The organism is Streptococcus sp. HMSC074B11 (assembly GCF_001808705.1).
In the GTDB taxonomy this organism is placed as follows: domain Bacteria; phylum Bacillota; class Bacilli; order Lactobacillales; family Streptococcaceae; genus Streptococcus.
In genome coordinates this window covers 37774-59812 of record NZ_KV794274.1, presented here as the reverse complement: position 1 = coordinate 59812, position 22039 = coordinate 37774, and the positions used below count along the sequence as shown (strand labels likewise).

Below are 22039 nucleotides of genomic sequence, written 5' to 3'. Positions count from 1 at the left end.
AGAAAATCCTTGATATTACGCTGTTTTTAGTCCAACTGAAATCCATACTTTCCAAACCAGGTCTTAAGAAAGCTCGTAAAGCATCACAATTTAGTAAACGTTCTTCGAAAGAATGACTATACTTACAAAGAGCACCTTTCGGGGTGTTCTTTTTTATTGATATCTTGTAGATTTATAATTAGAAATCTCCTTGAAGGGTATCAGGTAAATGAAAAATTCGGCGATCATATCCTATTTCTTCGTGCTTTAGTCTAATACCTATAATGTAAAAAACTCTAGCTATCAGGTAGTTGATAGTTAGAGTTTTTTTCTATTCATATGATTTAATGAGATTAAATAAGGCTTCTACTTCTGATGACAGTGTAGCTGATTTGAGATAAGCGTAATAAACTGTAAATGTTATCTGGTCCTCCGGTATTAGAGGGATTTTTATTAAATCATCATCTTCATCAGAAAGTGCGATATCAGCTAGTAAACTAAGGCCAATCCCTTTCTTTAAAAGTTCTTTAATGATGACAATGTCGTCACTCTTAAAGAATATTTCTGCCTTGTTTTGATGCTTTTGATTAAGTAGTTCAAAAGCTTTCAGGTGAACAAAGTGTTCGTCTAAAAGTATAAAGGATTGATCTACTAAATCTTCAAAAGTGAGGAAAGGAGCAGTAGCAAGAGGATGGTTCTTAGATAAAACGACATACAGTTCTTTATGAAAGAGTTCATGTGTCTCTATTGAAGGATGATTGAGTGGTTCAATCAAGCCAAGTAGGCTTGCATCAAGGTCTCCTTTGAGGAGAAGATTTAATAACTCTACGGATCCACCGCGGATAGGGCGTACCTTTTTTAAAAAATCGAATTTATCTTTTTCGTTTAAGGTAGCAAAGAGATACTGAATGATAATAGGAGGGAATCCTACAGTAGAGTATTGGGCCAAGGAGCGATTGATTTCTTTGCGAGTAGAAATAACCTCAGGTAAGATCTTTTTTGCATGCTTTAGAAGGATTTGTCCTTGAGGAGTTAGTTTGAAGGAACGATGTGAGGGATCGTGGTGAATCAATTTGCAGTTAAAGGATTCCTCTAAGCGCTTGATGGCATAAGAAATAGATGGTTGGCTGACTTTGTGTTGTTTTGCAACTTCCGTATAGGATTGAAGCTGGCAGAGGTCATAAAAATATTGTAGATCTTTTAAATTCATATGGGCTCACTTTCATTAATTGGAGAAGGAAAATAAATGGAAATCACCAGATAAATAATTTTTATCCGTACCCTACAATTTGACTATACGAGTATTCACCGGTTAAAATGTAAGTGAGTCAGGGATATCAAAGGTTATCTAAGATACTTTCAAAAATGACCAACATCTTTTCTCGTTTATCAATAGGGAGTTGTTTAACCTTCATGTTGATTCTTTTGAGTGAAAGATTGTCGGTCTTATCAGAGGTTGATTCAAGGCTATCAAAATTGAAAAATTCCTCTGGGGTCATCTCTAGGGCGATAATCACTTTTTCAAGACTGTGAATGGTCAGATTCACATTTTGGTTTTCAAGTTGATTGATATACTTAAGTCCAAGTCCTGCTTGTTCCGAAAGTTCTTCCTGGCTCATTTTTTTCTGTGTTCGAAAATATTTCACTTTTTGGGAAATATATTGTTGTAAATAGTTTTTATTCGTCATATAAATAGAATACAAGTTTTGTATGACAAAAAAACATCTTAAAAAATACAAAGTATTGTATAACAAACTTATATAATATTTATTTTAATTCGGATTGCCAATTTGTATGATTAGTTTCTTTTACTCGAAACTTTTAGTAAAGAGTGATCATCGAGAGTTTTATGAGTTCAGAACTTTATAAAATATAACAACTTAAAGTGCCATTAACAATAGTGTTTTAAGTATAAAAGAGCTTATTAGAATATTGTTCTCGTAGACTCATTATAACATATGCGGGTATAATCGTATTTTTTAAACAACAAAGTTTTCCGAACAATTCATTTAAAGTGGTATAATAGAAGTAAAAAGGAGGTTGCACTATGACTGCACATGATATTTTAAACAACCCTTTCCTGAATAAGGGGACTGCCTTTACCATAGAGGAGCGAAAGGAATTAGGTCTTATTGGTTTACTGCCACCGTATGTTCAAACGATTGAAGAACAAGCGGCGCAAACTTATGCGCAAATGCAAACGAAAGCCAATGATTTGGAAAAGCGTCTTTTCCTAATGGAAATTTTTAATACCAACCGGACTCTTTTCTATTACCTCTTTTCTCAACATTTGGAGGAATTTAATCCAATTGTATACGATCCAACCATTGCAGATACCATTGAAGGCTATAGTGACCTCTTTGTAGATCCCCAATATGCGGGATATCTTGATATCAATCATCCTGAAAATATTGAAGCCACTTTGAAAAATGCTGCTGGGGATCGCGAGATTCGTCTCATTGTTGTAACAGATGCAGAAGGAATCCTTGGAATCGGTGACTGGGGAACAAATGGTGTCGATATTTCTGTTGGGAAATTGATGGTCTACACGGGTGCTGCTGGAATCGATCCTTCTATGGTCCTTCCTTTAGTTATTGATGCAGGGACTAACCGTGAAGAACTTCGTAACAACCCTAATTACTTAGGAAATCGTCACGAACGGGTTCGCGGAGATCGTTACTACGACTTCATTGACCAATTTGTTCAAACAGCAGAACGTCTCTTTCCTAAACTCTACCTTCACTGGGAAGACTTCGGCCGCTCGAATGCTGCCAATATTCTTGAAAAATACCGGAAACAAATTCCAACTTTTAATGATGATATTCAAGGTACAGGAATCGTTACCTTGGGTGGTATCTTTGGTTCACTAGATATTAGTGGTGAAAAATTAACAGATCAAGTTTATCTCTGCTATGGTGGTGGTACTGCGGGCGCAGGAATTGCCGCTCGTGTTCTTCGTGAAATGGTGAGTGAAGGTCTTTCTGAAGAAGAAGCCTATAAACGTTTCTTTATGGTTGATAAACAAGGTCTTCTCTTTGATGACATGGATGACCTAACTCCTGAACAAAAGCCGTTTGCTAAGAAACGTGCTGACTTTAGTAACGCAGACAAGTTGACTGACCTGCTTGAAGTAGTGAAGACTGTGAAGCCAACCATTCTTGTAGGAACTTCGACTCAGCCTAATACCTTCACTAAAGAAATAGTAGAGGCTATGTGTGAAAATACAGAACGTCCGATGATTTTCCCTTTGTCAAATCCAACCAAACTAGCAGAAGCTAGTGCCAAAGATTTGATTGAATGGTCAGATGGCAAAGCTTTTGTCGCAACAGGAATTCCTGCTGATACAGTTTCTTATAAAGGTGTCGACTATGTGATTGGTCAAGCCAATAATGCCTTGATTTACCCAGGTCTTGGTCTAGGTATGCTGGCTTCTGAAGCAAGTCTTTTGACTGATGAAATGATTGGAGCAGCAGCTCATTCATTGAGTGGTATTGTCAATCCAGGCCAACCAGGAGCTCCTGTCTTGCCACCGTTCAAGTATGTAGCAGATGTTTCTATTAAAGTAGCAGAAGCAGTCGCTAAAAAAGCACAAGAGCAAGGTCTTGCGCGTGCTAAGGAAACAGATATGGCCAAAGCAGTTCGTGATTTGAAGTGGTATCCAGAGTATAAATAATTCGTTGCTGCTGTCTATCCTTTGCTAGCGACAGATTTGTATGGGCTGTGGACTTAAGTAATTTAGAAAGGATACCTATGTCACTCTTTTTAACCTCGATTACGAGTATCATTCCGATTATCGCTATTATTGTTTTGGGGTATATTCTTCAGGTGAAGGGATGGTTTGGAGATGCCTTTGGACCTAACCTATCTCGTTTGATCATGAATGTAGCCTTGCCAGCGTCAATCTTTGTGTCGGTGATGAAATACCTAACACTAGATAAACTAATCAGTCTTTCTGGAGGTCTCCTTTATACATTTGTGGCCTTTATCTTGGGCTATATCGTAGCTTATATTGCAGTTAGGCTTTTCAAGGTTCGTCCAGGACGACGAGGAACCATGATTAATACCTTTGTGAATGCCAACACTATTTTTATTGGTTTACCTTTAAACGTTGCTCTTTTTGGGGATCAGGCTCTTCCATATTTCTTAATTTACTATATCACCAACACGATTTCCACCTGGACATTGGGCGTGTATTTGATGACGAGTGACAGTAAATCGGGTCAAAGCAAGGAGACAAGTAAATTTGACTGGAAGAAATTGCTACCAGCTCCGCTTGTAGGTTTTCTTGTGGCTCTGCTATTTTTGATTCTCCGAATCTCTATTCCAGATTTCGCAACGAATACCTTAACCTATGTTGGAAATATCGTCACTCCCCTATCTCTGATTTATATTGGTATCGTTCTTGCAAAGGCAGGCTTGAATACTATTACTTTTGATAAAGATACAATTGTCACTTTAGTTGGACGCTTTATCCTAGCTCCTCTAATCATGCTTCTTGTATTGAAGTTCTTTGCACCAAATATGGAGACAGTAGAATTTAAGACCTTCATGATTCAGTCTGCTACACCAGCTTTAGCTGTTCTTCCGATCCTTGCTAATCAGGGAAAAGGAGATGTGGAATTCTCTACGAATGTGGTGACTCTAAGTACGGTTCTATTTATCGTTGTTATTCCAATATTACAAACTTTGTTAGGATAAGAAGGAAGAGGATAGGATTGAAAGTTTTGCGTTAAGAAATTGCACTATTATAGATACATCTATTCCTATTTCTTGAAATCAAAATCGGCAGGAACTCTTCGGACGTTTCCTATCAAGCGCTTTTGAGCTGTCCTAAAAGTCAGACTTTTCAAACCAGGCTTGAAAAGGCTTGTAAAGCATCACAATTTAGTAAACGTTCTTCGAAAGAATGACTATACTTACAAAGAGCACCTGTCGGGGTGTTCTTTTTTATGCTTCCATACTAAATTGGTGCAATTGACACAGTTGTTGCGACTTTAGTCGCTTACAAATGTGGCTGCAACCTGACAAAGTCAGTTGCCTCAAAAGGTTCATCAACACGATACTATCAACGTTTCGAAACACTTCGTGGTTCGCGACATGGGGTGTTTTTTGATGGTTTTTAGCAAAATTCACACCACTAGTCTTTGTCTTATACAATTTCTTCCTAGTATCAGTTTAGTATGATATAATTAGGGTGATAACAATCGAAAGGAGCTATAAATGAAAATAGGAAAAGGCATCAATTGGATTTTGATTCTGTTAAGTTGCTTAATTGCTATAGTACTGATAAGTTTTATGTTCTTCTTTAATCATAAGAAGCAAGATGCAGAAGTAGTGAATACTCATACAACAGAACAGGTTTCTACTACTAGTACGACAGCGACTAGTACAACAACCACTAGTTCAACGACTACTCAAGATAGTGTTACGACTACTGAGGAAAAACCTTCGAGACAAGAAGAAAAAACGAATGCTGAATCACAAAAAATAGATGAGCAAGCCATTCTAAATGGAGATTTCTCTACTCTAGTTGGAACTTGGAGAAATGGACTTGGGCAAGAGTTTACATTCGATAAAAATGGACTAGTAAACAGTGGAAACATTGAAAAAAAGAGCATGGGTAGCCATGGAACGATTGAATTCAGCATTAGAGATGGTATCTCAGGCTATGGAATGAGTATTTATCCTGCTGGACTTATTATGCCTGGGTTAGATACTGATTTAACTAAAAATAGGCTGATTGCTGGTCAAGCTGCTCCAACTAGCTCAGAACAAGTTTTTTATAAAGTAGACTAAATGATTAACCATCTCATCAAATTTGAGATGGTTTTCTTCTTTATTTGTGAGTCATGATCATTTTATGAAGATGAAGTAAGTAGAGTTTAAAATTTGATTTTCCCACTAGACATTCATCTACTTTTTATTCTTTTCCATAAAGGTAACGACTGGTAATTAACCAAGTAGCAATATACATTATCACGTTAACCAAAAATGCGACAACGATGACTATATTCCAATCATGGGATAAATTAGTAGTTACAATCCCCATAATTGTTGTACCAAAAAGTCCACCAATCTGTTTGTTAGCGTTTAGAGTTGCACCAGCAATTCCAGATAATTCTTGACCAGCAGCTTCCATAAGAATGGTTGTAGTTGCTGGAGTTAACACTCCGATACCTAGACTCATTAAAGAAAATAAAGGAATTAGGATGTATAGTTGAATTTCATGAAAAAGAACTCCAATTCCAAAAATTCCTGCTGCTCCTACAATGGCAAAAATAATTGAGACAGTAGCGAGGCTTCCCACGGAAAATCGTTTTACAGCACGTGCGTAAAATAAATTACCAATAATTAAGACAATCATTCCTGGTAGAATGAGGAGTCCAGAAACCATTGAGGAAAGGTTTAAATAAGTTTGAAAATAGAGTCCTAGCACCAAAACAATGCCATATAGTGAAATGTTAACTACTAAACCTAATAGATTAGAGACAATAAACTTAGCATTTTTTAATAGTTGGTGGGGAACAATAGGTGCTTTACTTTTTTTATCGTGGACTACTAAACCAATAGCAAATAATATAAATATGAGAAGAAACAATAAAAGATTTGAGTTACTATAACCATATTGATTCCCTTCAACAAGGTAAATAACTAGACTTCCGATAGTTGTAACCAGAAATATATTACTAAAGATATCAATTCTGGTCTTTAGATTGGCAATATTATTTTTCACGAGAAGTAATATTGAAATTACTGTCAAAATTCCAAATGGAATATTGACTAAGAAAATACCCCTCCATCCGAAGTAGTTAATAATTAGTCCACCAATAAAAGAACCAGTACCGGTTGCAACAGAAATAATTGCTGTCCAGATTCCTAACATACGTGCTCTTTTAGTAGAATCGGGGTATGAAATGAATAAAAGTGCTAATGAACTTGGCATGAACAAAGAAGCACCGAAACCTTGAATGAATCTAATTATAATTAATGTTTCAATATTTGGTGAAACAGAGCACCCTAACGAGGCAAGTGTAAAAATTGTCATTCCAATTAATAAAATTCGTTTAGCACCATATTTTGTTGTTAAATTTCCTGAAAGTAGGAGCAAAGACCCTAAAGCTAGTGTATAGGCATTAATAATCCAAATGGATTGCTCTAATGAGACGCTCATAGCTGTTTCGATATGAGGAACAGCAAGAACCACTCCGGTTGTATCTAGGACCGCCATAATGTATCCTAGCGAAAGAATAAAAAGTAGATAAGCTGGCGCTTTTGTATTTGTTTTTTTCATCAAGCTTCCTCCGTTATTTCATCAAACCAATTTTTATTTATCAATCAAAAGCAATACATTTAACTTTCTGAAAATATTTTACTTGAGTATATCCAGTACCAAGGTATCTTCCACCAGCGCGACAGAGAATATCTTTGATACGGTCAAACTTAGTTATAATATTCATAGTAATTTCCACTTTCAAGTGATATAATTAGCTTATCATGTAATTATTTCTGAAACAAGAAGGGAAAAAAAGTATAGTAACTATCAAAAAAGGAGGAAACGAATGGAGACTTGCAAGATGCAACCTTTGAAAAAAACAATTTGTCCAGCAAGAAGGGTCTTGAATTTACTAAAAGGTAAATTTACTCTTGAGATTTTATCTGAAATTATTGATGGTAATATACATTATGGTAGTCTTTTGCGTAGTGTAGAAGGTATTAATCCGAGAATATTAGCTCAACGGTTACATGATTTCGAGAAAGAAGGTATTTTATCAAGAAAAGTTTTACCGACATCGCCTCCACAGGTTGAATATAAAGTGACAAAAAAAGGTATTGCCCTAAGAAGTATCGTTGAAGAAATGAAAAAATGGGAGCAAACTTATGGTGATTAGATTGAATTTGCATAATTTATTACTAATATTTTTCTATAAATAAAAAATGTAATTATGAAAGATTTTGTAACCTTGTTAATCAAGGCAATGTAAAACACTAGTTCAAATGTGTGACTAGAGTTTGTGGGCTCTATAATTTTTTGTAGTGGATAAAACCATAGGTAAAAATAGGAAAAATAAAAAATCATCTAAATTGAACTGCCCCCCAAAAGTTAGATAGAAAAAATCTAACTTTTGGGGGCGTTCTTTTTTGTATTACTAGATAATTATATTCGTTATACCTCAACATTCCTAGTAGACATTCGTCTACTTTTTTTATATAATAAAACTAAACCAAAATGGTTGAATTTTAAAAATAAAGTCAACCTGCAACGAAAGCATCAGACTAGGAGGTAAAATATGTACCAACCAGAAAAACTCAAGGCTCGGAGAAAAGAGCTAAAGCTAACACAGAAAGAGATTGCAGAGCAGCTTGGGATTAGTTTTCAGGCTTATTCAGCTTGGGAACGTGGAGTCAAGGAGCCTTCCGAAGAAAAGGTTCATCCGCTAGAGAAAATCTTAAAAGTACCAAAAGGCTATTTCACCCAAATCGAAATTGTTCGTCTTTATAATAGTCTTTCTAGCCAAGGGAAAGAAAAGGTGGTAGTCTATGCTCGCAACCTGGTTCAAGAAGAACAAGCCAAGAAGGTGACGCTTATTTCAGAAAAACTTTTCGAGTATCATGTCTACGAACGCATGTCAGCTGGGATCGGAGCTTCAGTTTATGATGATCGCAACTTTGACACGGTTTACTTTAATGAGGAACTAGCTCACGATTTTGCTTCATGGGTGTCTGGAGATTCCATGGAACCCAAATATCAAAATGGTTCCGTGGCTTTGATTCGTGAGACCGGATTTGATTATGACGGTGCTGTCTATGCAGTGGTTTGCAATAACCAGACCTATATCAAACGGGTCTATCGAGAAGAGGATGGCTTGCGTCTGGTTTCTATCAATCCTAAATACAAGGATATTTTCATCCCCTATGAGGAAGATCCGAGGATTGTAGGCATTATCGTAGGCAATTTCGTACCCATGGAGGGATAGTCTATGGGCTACTTTGATTATTCCAGAGAGCCCAAAAGTGATATTGCCTTTGTCGATATGAAGTCCTTTTATGCCAGTGTTGAGTGTGTGGAAAGAGGACTCCATCCCCTCAAAACCTCCCTTTGTGTCATGAGTCGGGCGGATAATTCTGTTGGGCTTATTCTTGCCTCCTCGCCTATGTTTAAAAAGGTCTTTGGGAAAGCAAATGTAGGTCGTGCTTATGACCTGCCTTTTGATATTAAGACGCGCAAATTTTCCTACTACAATGCTAAGAAACAAGGCCTACCTACGGATTCAGCTTATGTGAAATTTATCGAGGATTGGGCTCAAGTGACCGTCATTGTCCCTCCTCGGATGGATAAGTATATCGCGGTCAATCTGGAAATCCAAGGAATCTTTCAGAACTATGGCAGTCCAGATGATATTTATCCCTACTCTATTGATGAGGGCTTTATCGATTTGACTAGTTCGCTCAATTATTTTGTTCCAGACCAGCAGATTTCTCGCAAAGATAAGCTGGATATGCTTTCGGCTCGTATCCAGAGGGACATCTGGCGGCAGACGGGGATTTACTCGACGGTGGGTATGTCTAATGCCAATCCTCTGCTTGCTAAGCTAGCCTTGGATAATGAAGCTAAGCACACACCGACTATGAGGGCCAACTGGTCCTATCAAGATGTGGAAGATAAGGTCTGGTCCATTCCAAAGATGACCGACTTTTGGGGGATTGGACATCGGATGGAGAAGCGCTTGAATAACCTGGGGATTTATTCGATTAAAGAATTAGCCAATAGCAATCCTGATGACCTGAAGAAGGAACTTGGTCAAGCTGGACTTCGCTTATGGTTTCATGCCAATGGGATTGACGAGAGTAATGTTCATAAACCCTATAAGCCAAAATCTCATGGTCTAGGCAATTCGCAAATTTTACCGAGAGATTATGTCAAACAGCGAGATATTGAAATTATACTCCGAGAGATGGCTGAGCAGGTGGCTATCAGGCTTCGAAGAGCTAGTAAAAAGGCGACAGTGGTATCTATTCATCTTGGTTTTTCTAAGCAGGAACAAAAACGCTCCATCCATACCCAGATGAAGATTGAGCCGACCAATAACACCAGTATTTTGGTCAGCTATGTATTGAAATTATTCCATAGTAAATACACTTCTGGTGCTGTTAGGAGTGTTGCCGTTAGTTATTCAGGATTTGTGGACGAATCCTTTGGATTGATTTCCCTTTTTGATGATGTAGACAAGCTAGAAAAAGAAGAAAGGCTCCAGACTGCCATTGATTCCATTCGAGAGCAATTCGGATTTACTTCTCTCTTGAAGGCGACTGCCTTAGAGGATGCCTCGAGAAGTCTTGCCAGAAGTAAGCTGATCGGAGGGCATTCTGCTGGAGGATTAGATGGACTCAAATGATTGATCGTTCTTATTTGCCCTTCCAATCCGCGAGGGACTACCAGGATCCAGGCATGCAGAAGTGGATGGGATTTTTTCTGTCAGAGCATACGAGTTCACTCAGTGAAGAAAAAAATCGTGTCGATTTGTCGACTGATTTGAATCCAGTTGAGAAGTTGTTGCTGCTTTCCCAGCTCTACGTCGGACGACTAAAAGGCTCTTTTGTGGTCAAGGAGAAAAATCATAAAAGCACCATATTGGGTGAAGTAAGAGAATTATCTCCTCAAGAAATCTCTGTTAGAACGGATGAAGGCTATCGATTAATAAGGGTAGATGATATTCTCACAATCCAACTTTGTCAGGAGGAAGTTGATGACTAGAAAAGAGTTATATGAAAACAAACTACAGATGGACTATTTTTCAGATGACTACATTCATTTTGAAGAAGATTTCCAAAAATACTCTGCCATGAATGTACCCTTGACTTTCTTGATTGACGACATTCTGCGAACCATGGCTATCAACCAAAAGGACTACTTTGTCTTGAACAAGGAAAATGCCAAGGATGGCAGAGATCATTATTATTATTTTGAGATAGATTGTCGCGTAGGATGTAGAAGTTTTCACTATAAAAAGCATGTGAATAGATAATTTGAACGCTACGACAGATGAAGCCTATATTTATTTTGAAAATAAATTATCCAGTGAATTAGCACCCCTAACAGAGAGTGCTAAAACATCATAAATTCATCAAGTGATTTCGAAATTTTTGAGAATAACGGAAAAAACGTTAAAAATGTTTGATCAGTAGATAAATATATCGATGACTATATTTTTTATCATATTGTAAAATAAAAATTTCTGAAAATTTTTTATGGATCTGAAATTTTTCTCCACAAGAATACAAAGACTAGTAGATTTAAGAATGTATAGACCCCGAAAGTTAAATTTTTTTGGGGTGTAGTACAGAGGAATTCCTCCCTCTCAAAGCCTCTCTTTTGTCATGAGTTATTGGATATCAAGAAATGCAAATCTTATGAACGATAATGCCAAGAAATAAGACTTGTCAACCGATCCAAAATTTATCTAAGATTGGTTCTGAGTGCTTGTTCTTTCTGGCGATTACAGTCAATATGGTGGAAATGTAGACCATTTCATGCAGAATAGAGGGTCAGATTTGTCATCAAAATAACATCATTTTCTTGGTTCTTGTCATAGATTTGTAATGAAAATGTACTTTCTTTGTAAAAATCAAAATGCTATAATTCTCTAAACAATTTTCCTTGCACAAGGAGGTTATTATGAAAAAATATAGATTGTTAAAGAAAAGTTTCTTGGCGCGTATCCTTGGATTGCTGATGGTATTTCTCTTCTTATCAGCATTCACAGTACCTGAAAAACCAGACTATGGTATCTACGATCCAAATCACTATTTGACAGAGGACACTATCACTCAAATTCGTGATTTGAATGAAGCTAACAGTAAAAAGGCAGAAAAGCTTCAAATAGGTGTCTATATCGTAGATAGTCTGGAAGGAGAAAGCATTGAAACGGTGGCTAATGAAACTGCCAGGGCTTGGAGGATTGGCTATTCAGGAGATAATTTTGGAAGTCTCATTGTAGTAGCTGTTCAAGACCGTAAATCGAGAATTGAAACCAGTAATAACACCGCCATTAGAATAACGGACTATCAAACCAAGCAGATTTTGGCAGCCAGCCGTACAGATTTCAAAACTGGTGACTATGGTAAAGGAATTCTAGCGATTGCCAAAGGCTTGGACAATCAGTTTTATAGAGGAAGTGGAACATTTCCATCTGATGAATCCTCTAAAATCAAACGTTATTCTGATAGCATCAGTGGGAAAAAATCGAGTCGAAATAGTAGCTCGTCTAGTCATCGTAAGAACAGTGACCCTATGGACAATGTGTTTGGAGTAGGGATAATCATTTATTTCATTATCGTATTTATAGCCATTATTAGAGGAGGCGGCGGTGGCCGAGGAGGAGATTCCTCTGACGGAGGATGGTGGTTTAGTGACTCATCCGATTCGGATTCATCTTGGTCAGACTCAGGTTCAGATTCTTCTGGTGGCTGGGACGGCGGAGGCTTTGATGGTGGAGGTTCATCTGATGATTGGTAATGTCAGTATAAAATTTAAAGAAATGAGTAGGTTTAGATATGAAAAATAAAGGAATCATTTATGTATTGAGCATTTTACTAGCCATTATCTTGCTGGGAGGTTGCTCGGTTGTAGGTACTTATAACGGTCTTGTCTCCGAACAGACCAAGGTAGAACAAGCTCAAGCAAATGTAGCGACAGCTCTTCAACGTCGTTCAGACTTGATTGGAAATTTGGTAGAGTCTGTAAAGGGACAAATGAACCATGAGACAGAGGTCTTCACCCAGATTGCAGAAGCACGTGCAAAAATTGGGAATGGCTCTGTTACTTCAAAGGAAAACCAAGAGGCTCAAGGTGAGTTGAGTTCAGCTATTTCACGCCTGCTTGTGTTGACAGAGAACTATCCTGAGCTTAAGAGCAATCAAAATGTGGAACAACTCATGACGGAGTTGGCTGGAAGCGAAAATCGTATTTTTGTAGCCCGCAAGGATTACAACCAGGCAGCAACTGACTACAATCAAAAATTGAGAAGCTTCCCAACTGTTCTCTTTGCTAATATGATGAACTTTAAAGAAGCAGAAACCTTCAAAGAAAGCGAAGAAGCCAAGACAGCTCCAAAGGTTGACTTTAGTACTTCTACATCAAAACAGTAGACTGGCCGTTTATTTCTAAGAATTGCAAGATCTGGAAACTACTTTCCAGGTCTTTTTGCTATAATAAAAGAAGGAAAGCGTTGGAGAGGTAAGGAGATGGAAAAACTATTAAAATTCTTGATTTTGGCACCCTACTTTTACTTTTTTCGTTGGCAAGGGAAGATACAGCCAGGAAGTAAGTACTTTTCTGTCTTTTACTATTTTTATTGGCTTTATTTACCTCTAATGGCTTTGTTTAGTCTAGCCTTTACTCTTTTTTCGCTAGTCTTATTTAACTTTATTTTACAAGAACCAAGGGATCTTGCTAGATGGATGATATGGCTACTTTTAGTCTTTTTATCCTTAGTCAATGACTGGAAAATCTATGCTTGTCTAAAATTTATGAATAAGCTACGATTGGAAAAGAAGAAATCCAGTCTTCCTTGAAAGAAATAGGCAAGCTTTTACCTAATAGAAAATGATGGCAATTTTTTCATGGATAAACTAGCTAGAAGCATTAATGAAGACAAATGAAGAAAACTAGCCTCGGAGTAGGAATTTTAAGAGGAACTAATCTTGATGATTAGCCCTTTTTTGCCCTAAGGGAAAACGGAATATTTCTTGAAAAAATTGGGCAAATATGCTACAATAAAAAGAACATTCTAAAATATTCAGAATTTAAAGTAAGGAAAAAAATGGCAAATTTACTAAAAACAATCATCGAAAATGATAAAGGCGAACTCCGTCGCTTGGAAAAGATGGCGGACAAAGTCTTAAGATATGAAGATGAAATGGCTGCGTTAACAGACGAGCAATTGAAAGCAAAAACAGAAGAATTCAAACAACGCTATCAAAATGGTGAGACTCTTGACCAACTTTTGTATGAGGCGTTTGCTGTTGTACGCGAGGGAGCTAAGCGTGTTCTTGGTCTTTTCCCGTATAAGGTTCAGGTTATGGGGGGGATCGTTCTTCACCATGGTGACGTTCCTGAGATGCGTACTGGTGAGGGGAAAACCTTGACAGCGACTATGCCAGTATACCTTAACGCCCTTTCAGGTAAAGGTGTACACGTAGTTACGGTCAATGAGTATCTATCAGAACGTGACGCGACTGAGATGGGTGAGTTGTACTCATGGCTTGGTTTGTCAGTAGGGATTAACTTGGCAGCCAAATCTCCAATGGAGAAAAAAGAAGCTTATGAGTGTGATATCACATACTCAACCAACTCAGAGATTGGTTTCGATTATCTTCGTGATAACATGGTCGTTCGTGCGGAGAATATGGTTCAACGTCCGCTTAACTATGCCTTGGTCGATGAGGTAGACTCTATCTTGATTGACGAAGCTCGTACTCCTTTGATCGTTTCAGGAGCCAATGCAGTTGAAACTAGCCAACTCTACCATATGGCGGACCATTTTGTGAAGTCTTTGGATAAGGATGACTACATCATTGATATTCAGTCTAAGACAATTGGTCTATCTGATTCTGGTATTGACAAGGCTGAAAGCTACTTCAAACTAGAAAATCTCTACGATATCGAAAATGTAGCCTTGACTCACTTTATCGATAATGCCCTTCGTGCTAACTACATCATGATTCTTGATATTGACTATGTGGTCAGCGAAGAGCAGGAAATCTTGATTGTCGACCAATTTACTGGTCGTACCATGGAAGGTCGTCGTTATTCTGATGGTTTGCACCAAGCGATTGAAGCTAAAGAAGGTGTGCCAATTCAAGATGAAACTAAGACTTCAGCTTCCATTACCTATCAAAACCTTTTCCGTATGTATAAGAAATTGTCAGGGATGACAGGTACTGGTAAGACAGAGGAAGAAGAATTCCGCGAAATCTATAATATTCGTGTTATTCCAATCCCGACAAACCGTCCAGTTCAACGTATCGACCATTCGGATTTACTTTTTGCTAGTCTTGAAGCTAAATTTAAGGCTGTTGTCGAAGATGTAAAAGCTCGCTACCAAAAAGGCCAACCAGTCTTGGTAGGTACTGTTGCTGTTGAAACCAGTGATTATATTTCTAAAAAATTGGTAGCCGCAGGCGTTCCTCACGAAGTATTGAATGCTAAGAACCACTACAAAGAAGCTCAAATTATCATGAATGCTGGCCAACGTGGTGCAGTTACAATCGCGACCAACATGGCCGGTCGTGGTACTGATATTAAGCTTGGTGAAGGTGTTCGTGAACTTGGTGGACTTTGTGTTATTGGTACAGAACGCCATGAAAGTCGTCGTATCGATAACCAGCTTCGTGGACGTTCAGGACGTCAAGGAGACCCAGGGGAGTCACAATTCTACCTTTCTCTGGAAGATGATTTGATGAAACGTTTCGGTTCAGAGCGCTTGAAGGGAGTCTTTGAACGTCTCAATATGTCAGACGAAGCGATCAAATCTCGTATGTTGACACGTCAGGTTGAAGCAGCACAAAAACGTGTTGAAGGAAACAACTATGACACACGTAAACAAGTCCTTCAATACGATGATGTCATGCGTGAGCAACGTGAGATTATCTACTCACAACGTTACGATGTCATCACTGCTGATCGCGACTTGGCTCCTGAGATTCATGCAATGATTAAACGCACTATTAATCGTGTTGTTGATAATCATGCGCGTGCTAAACAAGATGAAAAACTAGAAGCTATCTTGAATTTTGCAAGATATAACTTGCTTCCAGAAGATTCAATTTCACTTTCAGACCTAGAAGGTTTGTCAGACCAAGCGATCAAAGATGAACTTTACCAACGTGCCTTGAAAGTCTACGATAGTCAAGTTGCTAAGCTTCGTGATGAGGAAGCCGTTAAAGAATTTCAAAAAGTCTTAATCCTACGTGTTGTAGATAACAAGTGGACAGACCATATCGATGCTCTTGATCAGTTGCGTAATGCTGTTGGTCTCCGTGGTTATGCTCAGAATAACCCTGTCGTTGAGTATCAAGCAGAAGGTTTCCGTATGTTTAATGATATGATTGGTTCCATTGAGTTTGATGTGACTCGTTTGATGATGAAAGCACAAATTCATGAACAAGAGCGTCCACAAGCAGAGCGTCATATCAGTACGACCGCTACTCGTAATATCGCTGCGCAACAGGCTGATCTTCCTGCAGATTTGGATCTTAGCCAAGTTAAGCGTAACGACTTGTGCCCATGTGGTTCTGGTAAGAAATTTAAAAACTGTCACGGTAAACGACATTAAGAATGACTAATTTTCAGGCGGATGCCTAGTGAAAAGTGAATTTTCGCTTGGCGTCCGTTTGCTTTATAAGGAGGATGAATCATGGTATTTACAGCCAAAAGCCCTAAAATTAATATTGAGGAAGTTCGTAGTTTGTCTAAATTAGAAGGACAAGCACTTGCCAATAAACAACAACGCGATCAAGAACTTGAAGCGATTATTCGTGGTGAAGATCAACGCATTTTGTTGGTGATTGGTCCGTGTTCGTCTGACAATGAAGAAGCAGTTCTTGAGTATGCCAAGCGTTTGGCAAAATTGCAAGAAGAAGTCAAAGATCGCGTTTTTATGGTGATGCGCGTCTACACTGCTAAACCACGTACTAATGGTGATGGTTATAAGGGCTTGATTCACCAACCAAATGCCAAAGAAGCACCTAGTCTCATCAATGGGATCAAGGCGGTTCGTCACCTGCATTACCGTGTTATTTCTGAGACAGGAATGACGACAGCGGATGAAATGTTGTACCCAGAGAACCTTCCTTTGGTAGATGATTTGATTTCTTATATGGCAGTTGGAGCTCGTTCGGTTGAAGACCAACAACACCGTTTTGTAGCTAGTGGAGCAGATTTTGCGACAGGTTTTAAAAATCCAACGTCTGGAAATCTCAATGTCATGTTCAACGGTATTTATGCAGCGCAAAACAAGCAGAGTTTTCTTTTCCTAGGAAAAGAAGTCGAAACTACTGGAAATCCTCTATCCCATGCCATTCTCCGTGGTGCCCTTAACGAATACGGGAAAAACATTCCTAACTACTACTATGATAATTTGATGGATACTATTGCCCAGTATGAAAAGATGGGCCTTGAAAATCCATTTATCATCATTGATACCAACCATGATAACTCAGGCAAGCAGTATATGGATCAGATTCGCATCGTTCGTCAGACCTTGATTAACCGCGATTGGAATGAAAAGATTAAAAAATATGTTCGTGGTTTCATGATTGAGTCTTATCTAGAAGACGGTCGTCAAAATGAACCAGAGGTCTTTGGGAAATCTATCACCGATCCATGTCTAGGATGGGAAAATACTGAGGCTCTTGTGCGCGAAATCTACCAAAGACTAGGAGAATAATATGGCATTTATTGAAAAAGGTCAAGAAATCGATATTGAAGCGATTAAGGCGGAAACACAGTTATCTGCAAAAGCCTTGCAACATAAGGAAAGCCGTGACCAGGAACTAGCAGACATCCTTTCAGGAAAGGATGACCGAATCTTGTTGGTCATTGGACCTTGTTCGTCTGACAATGAAGAAGCAGTTCTTGAGTATGCTCGCCGTTTGGCAGACTTGCAGAAGAAAGTTGCGGATAAGATTTTCATGGTCATGCGTGTTTACACAGCAAAGCCACGCACCAATGGAGATGGCTACAAGGGTTTGGTTCATCAGCCAGATACTTCTAAAGCACCAAGTTTGATTAATGGTTTGCAGGCTGTACGTCAGCTTCATTATCGAGTGATTACAGAAACTGGATTGACGACAGCAGATGAAATGCTTTATCCATCCAATCTTGTCTTAGTTGACGACTTGGTGAGCTACCATGCCGTGGGTGCGCGTTCAGTAGAAGACCAAGAACACCGTTTTGTAGCTTCAGGGATTGATGCACCAGTGGGGATGAAAAATCCAACCTCAGGAAATCTATCTGTTATGTTTAATGCCATCTATGCTGCACAAAACAAGCAAACATTTCTTTACCATGGACAAGAAGTTGAGACTTCAGGTAATCCCCTGGCCCACGTTATCCTTCGTGGAGCTATGAATGAATATGGGAAGAATGAACCAAACTTCTACTATGAAACTCTCTTAGATGCTATCGGCCGTTACGAGTCTATGGGGCTTGAAAATCCCTTTATCATGATTGATACTAACCATGATAATTCAGGCAAGCAATATATGGAGCAAGTTCGAATTGTTCGTCAGGCTCTGCTCAACCGTGACTGGAATGAAAAGATCAAGAAGATAGTTCGAGGTTTCATGATTGAATCTTACTTGGCAGATGGTCGCCAAAATCAACCAGAAATCTTTGGTTGTTCTATTACAGACCCATGTCTAGGATGGGAAAACACAGTAGCCTTGGTAGAAGAAATCTATTCTACCTTAACAAAATAAGTGAAAAGGATGGAGTTGGGGGAATCTCAACTCCTTTTGATGAAAATGATAGTTGGACACGGAATCGATATTGAAGAATTAGCTTCTATACAAAATGCAGTTGAAAAAAGAGAAGGTTTTGCGCAGCGTGTCTTGACAGACAAGGAAATGGAGCGCTTTGCCAGTCTCCAAGGTCGTAGACAGATGGAGTATTTGGCTGGTCGTTGGTCAGCTAAAGAGGCTTTTTCAAAGGCTATGGGAACGGGTATTGGAAAGCTAGGCTTTCAGGATTTGGAAGTCTTGAACAATGAGAGAGGTGCTCCCTACTTCAGCAAATCCCCGTTTTCAGGAAAAGTTTGGCTATCAATCAGCCATACAGATCAGTTTGTGACAGCTAGTGTTATTTTGGAGGAAAATCATGAAAACTAGTCCACATAGACCAACCAAGGCTCTCATCAATCTAGGAGCAATTCGCTACAATATCCAACAAATGGGAGCACACATTCCCAAAGAAACTCTCAAATGGGCTGTTGTGAAAGCCAATGCCTATGGGCATGGAGCGGTTGCTGTTGCTACGGCTATCCAGGATGACGTTGATGGTTTTTGCGTTTCTAATATCGATGAAGCCATCGAGCTTCGTCAGGCAGGAATTTCTAAGAAGATTCTTATTTTAGGAGTATCTGAGGTTGAATCTCTTTCATTGGCTAAGGATTTTGATATTACCTTGACAGTGGCTGGATTGGAATGGATCCAGAAACTCATAGCCACAGAGTCAGACTTATCAGGTTTAACTGTTCACCTTAAAATTGACTCAGGCATGGGACGAATTGGTTTTAGAAGTGCAAGCGAGGCGGCACAAGCGCAAACTTTACTCAAGGAGCATGGAGCAAATGTTGAGGGAATCTTTACACACTTTGCAACTGCTGATGAAGAGTCGGATAGCTATTTTAAGGAACAGTTAGAGTGTTTCAAGGAAATACTTGCTGGCTTGCAAGAAGTACCAGAATTGGTTCATGCTAGTAACTCCGCAACGACTCTATGGCATGCAGAAACTATTTTCAGTGTTGTTCGCATGGGAGATTCCATGTATGGTCTCAATCCAAGTGGACAAGTTTTGGAATTGCCTTATGAACTAAAACCAGCCTTAACTTTGGAGTCAGCTATTGTTCATGTTAAAACAGTCCCAGCTGGGGCTTGTATGGGTTACGGAGCAACTTATCAAGCAAACGGTGAGCAAGTCATTGCAACGGTACCGATAGGTTATGCAGATGGTTGGACACGAGATATGCAGAATTTCTCAGTTCTGGTGGATGGACAATTGTGCCTCATCGTAGGACGTGTATCCATGGACCAAATCACCATTCGTTTGCCTAAGCTTTATCCATTGGGTACCAAGGTAACCTTGATTGGCTCAAACGGGGACAAGGAGATTACTGCAACAGATGTAGCAGTTTACCGAGGAACCATCAATTATGAGGTGGTTTGTCTCCTCAGTGATCGAATTCCAAGAGAATATTATTAAGAAACAGTAGGAAAGGAGTAGAGCATGAATTTACATCAACCCTTGCATGTCTTACCAGGAGTAGGACCTAAATCAGCAGAGAAATATGCAAAACTAGGAATTGAAAACTTGCAAGATCTCTTGCTCTACTTCCCTTTCCGTTATGAAGATTTTAAGACTAAGCAGGTGCTAGAGCTAGAAGACGGTGAAAAGGCTGTTTTATCTGGTCAGGTAGTGACTCCTGCCAGTGTTCAATATTATGGTTTTAAGCGTAATCGCCTACGTTTTAGCCTCAAGCAGGGAGAGATTGTTTTTGCAGTTAATTTCTTCAACCAACCCTACCTAGCTGACAAGATTGAACTAGGAGCAACCTTGGCTGTCTTTGGCAAGTGGGATCGTGCCAAGGCAAGCCTCACAGGAATGAAGGTTTTAGCCCAAGTGGAGGATGATCTCCAACCTGTCTATCGTCTCGCACAAGGAGTTAGTCAAGCAGGCCTTGTTAAAGTCATTAAAACCGCCTTTGACCAGGGTCTAGATCTCTTGATAGAGGAAAATATCCCTCAGTCCTTGCTCGATAAATACAAACTCATGTCTCGCTGTCAGGCTGTTCGTGCCATGCATTTTCCTAAGGATTTAGCTGAATACAAACAGGCTCTTCGTCGAATCAAATTTGAGGAGCTCTTTTATTTCCAAATGCAATTACAGACCCTCAAGTCCGAAAATAAGATTCATGGAAGTGGATTGGTCCTGAATTGGTCCCAGGAAAAACTAAATGCCGTTAAAGAGAAATTGCCTTTTGCCTTAACCCAAGCCCAAGAAAAAAGCCTACAAGAAATTCTAACAGATATGAAGTCGGACCATCACATGAATCGACTCTTACAAGGAGATGTTGGTAGTGGGAAGACAGTGGTTGCGGGTCTAGCGATGTACGCGGCTGTAACGGCTGGTTATCAGGCAGCTCTAATGGTTCCGACAGAGATCCTTGCAGAGCAGCATTTTGAAAGTTTAGAGAGTCTCTTTCCAGATTTGAAACTAGCCCTCCTAACAGGTTCACTAAAAGCTGCAGAAAAACGCACGGTTTTGGAAACCATTGCCAAGGGGGAAGCCGATGTGATTATCGGAACCCATGCTCTTATACAAGACGGCGTGGACTATGCCCGACTCGGCTTGATTATCATCGATGAGCAACACCGCTTTGGTGTAGGGCAAAGGCGTATTTTACGGGAAAAAGGTGAAAATCCAGATGTCCTCATGATGACGGCAACTCCCATACCACGGACCTTAGCCATCACTGCCTTTGGGGATATGGATGTTTCTATTATTGACCAGATGCCAACTGGACGCAAACCGATTGTGACACGTTGGATCAAGCATGAGCAATTGCCACAGGTCTTGACTTGGTTGGAGGGTGAGATTCAGAAAGGCTCCCAAGTCTATGTTATTTCTCCTTTGATTGAAGAATCTGAAGCTCTGGACCTTAAAAATGCCATCGCTCTGTCAGAGGAGTTAACAACTCATTTTGCTGGGAAAGCAAAAGTTGCTCTCTTACATGGGAAGATGAAGAGTGATGAAAAAGACCAGATTATGCAGGATTTCAAAGAGAGAAAGACAGATATCCTGGTCTCTACAACGGTTATCGAAGTTGGGGTTAATGTTCCCAATGCGACAGTCATGATTATCATGGATGCTGACCGTTTCGGACTTAGTCAACTTCACCAGCTCAGAGGTCGTGTCGGTCGTGGAGACAAGCAGTCCTATGCAGTTCTAGTGGCCAATCCAAAAACTGACTCTGGGAAAGACCGCATGCGTATCATGACGGAAACGACCAATGGTTTTGTCCTTGCAGAAGAAGATTTGAAAATGCGGGGCTCTGGTGAAATTTTTGGGACCAAACAGTCAGGTTTACCAGAGTTTCATGTGGCTGATATCATTGAAGATTTCCCAATTCTTGAGGAAGCCAGAAAGGTAGCTAGCTATATCAGCTCCCTCCCAAATTGGCGAGAGGATCCAGAGTGGCACATGATTGCTCTAAATCTAGAAAAGAAAGAACATTTAGATTAATTCTCTTCAAAAATCTCTTCAAACCACGTCAACGTCGCC

Annotated in this window: 19 protein-coding genes; 16 read left to right on the top strand and 3 right to left on the bottom strand. The window is 39.3% G+C overall.

Translation table 11 applies throughout. The annotated features are described in order from the left end of the window. Window positions 1-310: 310 nt before the first annotated feature. Window positions 311-1189 (bottom strand): LysR family transcriptional regulator, encoded by an 879-nt coding sequence (locus HMPREF2619_RS07075; RefSeq protein WP_070460358.1) that lies wholly within the window; start codon window positions 1187-1189, stop codon window positions 311-313. A 127-nt stretch (window positions 1190-1316) separates the two neighbouring features. After that, a complete protein-coding gene (locus HMPREF2619_RS07070) occupies window positions 1317-1667 on the bottom strand; it encodes a helix-turn-helix domain-containing protein (protein WP_070460357.1) in 351 nt (116 codons plus the stop codon). A 359-nt stretch (window positions 1668-2026) separates the two neighbouring features. Here HMPREF2619_RS07070 and HMPREF2619_RS07065 point away from each other — a divergent pair, with 359 nt between their 5' ends. The 3 genes from HMPREF2619_RS07065 to HMPREF2619_RS07055 all read left to right on the top strand — a co-directional run bounded on the left by HMPREF2619_RS07065 (window position 2027) and on the right by HMPREF2619_RS07055 (window position 5775). Then, entirely contained in the window at window positions 2027-3652 is a 1626-nt protein-coding gene (locus HMPREF2619_RS07065) for a malolactic enzyme (protein WP_070460356.1), read from the top strand. A 77-nt stretch (window positions 3653-3729) separates the two neighbouring features. Further along, window positions 3730-4677 (top strand): AEC family transporter, encoded by a 948-nt coding sequence (locus HMPREF2619_RS07060; RefSeq protein ID WP_070460354.1) that lies wholly within the window; start codon window positions 3730-3732, stop codon window positions 4675-4677. 522 nt (window positions 4678-5199) lie between these two features. Then, entirely contained in the window at window positions 5200-5775 is a 576-nt protein-coding gene (locus HMPREF2619_RS07055) for a DUF6287 domain-containing protein (protein ID WP_070460352.1), read from the top strand. A 124-nt stretch (window positions 5776-5899) separates the two neighbouring features. Here the strand turns inward: HMPREF2619_RS07055 and HMPREF2619_RS07050 are convergent, their stop codons facing one another. Further along, complete coding sequence (locus HMPREF2619_RS07050) at window positions 5900-7270, bottom strand: DHA2 family efflux MFS transporter permease subunit (protein ID WP_070460350.1); 1371 nt, start codon at window positions 7268-7270, stop codon at window positions 5900-5902. A 268-nt stretch (window positions 7271-7538) separates the two neighbouring features. Between HMPREF2619_RS07050 and HMPREF2619_RS07040 the strand changes: the two genes are divergently transcribed. The 13 genes from HMPREF2619_RS07040 (at window position 7539) to recG (ending at window position 22000) form a co-directional block, all read left to right on the top strand. Continuing rightward, a complete protein-coding gene (locus HMPREF2619_RS07040; RefSeq protein WP_049496066.1) occupies window positions 7539-7868 on the top strand; it encodes a winged helix-turn-helix transcriptional regulator in 330 nt (109 codons plus the stop codon). Window positions 7869-8267: 399 nt separating this feature from the next. Further along, complete coding sequence (locus HMPREF2619_RS07035) at window positions 8268-8954, top strand: helix-turn-helix domain-containing protein (RefSeq protein WP_070460348.1); 687 nt, start codon at window positions 8268-8270, stop codon at window positions 8952-8954. 3 nt (window positions 8955-8957) lie between these two features. After that, complete coding sequence (locus HMPREF2619_RS07030) at window positions 8958-10373, top strand: Y-family DNA polymerase (protein WP_070460346.1); 1416 nt, start codon at window positions 8958-8960, stop codon at window positions 10371-10373. Further along, a complete protein-coding gene (locus HMPREF2619_RS07025) occupies window positions 10370-10732 on the top strand; it encodes a hypothetical protein (RefSeq protein WP_070460343.1) in 363 nt (120 codons plus the stop codon). The genes HMPREF2619_RS07030 and HMPREF2619_RS07025 overlap by 4 nt, the downstream gene beginning before the upstream one ends. Then, window positions 10725-11003 (top strand): DUF5960 family protein, encoded by a 279-nt coding sequence (locus HMPREF2619_RS07020; RefSeq protein ID WP_070460341.1) that lies wholly within the window; start codon window positions 10725-10727, stop codon window positions 11001-11003. Before HMPREF2619_RS07025 ends, HMPREF2619_RS07020 begins: the two co-directional genes overlap by 8 nt. Window positions 11004-11653: 650 nt before the next feature. After that, window positions 11654-12493 carry a TPM domain-containing protein gene (locus tag HMPREF2619_RS07015; protein ID WP_070460339.1) on the top strand — a complete coding sequence of 280 codons (840 nt, stop codon included), beginning with the start codon at window positions 11654-11656 and terminating at the stop codon, window positions 12491-12493. Between the two features lie 38 nt (window positions 12494-12531). Then, complete coding sequence (locus tag HMPREF2619_RS07010; RefSeq protein ID WP_000790850.1) at window positions 12532-13125, top strand: LemA family protein; 594 nt, start codon at window positions 12532-12534, stop codon at window positions 13123-13125. Between the two features lie 674 nt (window positions 13126-13799). Next, window positions 13800-16313 (top strand): preprotein translocase subunit SecA, encoded by a 2514-nt coding sequence (secA, locus tag HMPREF2619_RS07000; RefSeq protein ID WP_070460335.1) that lies wholly within the window; start codon window positions 13800-13802, stop codon window positions 16311-16313. An 81-nt stretch (window positions 16314-16394) separates the two neighbouring features. Further along, a complete protein-coding gene (locus HMPREF2619_RS06995; protein ID WP_000232201.1) occupies window positions 16395-17426 on the top strand; it encodes a 3-deoxy-7-phosphoheptulonate synthase in 1032 nt (343 codons plus the stop codon). Between the two features lies 1 nt (window position 17427). Then, entirely contained in the window at window positions 17428-18459 is a 1032-nt protein-coding gene (locus HMPREF2619_RS06990; protein WP_070460333.1) for a 3-deoxy-7-phosphoheptulonate synthase, read from the top strand. Window positions 18460-18504: 45 nt separating this feature from the next. Further along, complete coding sequence (acpS, locus tag HMPREF2619_RS06985) at window positions 18505-18867, top strand: holo-ACP synthase (RefSeq protein WP_070460376.1); 363 nt, start codon at window positions 18505-18507, stop codon at window positions 18865-18867. Continuing rightward, window positions 18857-19960, top strand: a complete 1104-nt coding sequence (gene alr / locus HMPREF2619_RS06980) for an alanine racemase (RefSeq protein ID WP_070460331.1) — start codon at window positions 18857-18859, stop codon at window positions 19958-19960. The genes acpS and alr overlap by 11 nt, the downstream gene beginning before the upstream one ends. Before the next feature lie 24 nt (window positions 19961-19984). Next, entirely contained in the window at window positions 19985-22000 is a 2016-nt protein-coding gene (recG, locus tag HMPREF2619_RS06975) for an ATP-dependent DNA helicase RecG (protein ID WP_070460329.1), read from the top strand. Window positions 22001-22039 lie beyond the last annotated feature (39 nt).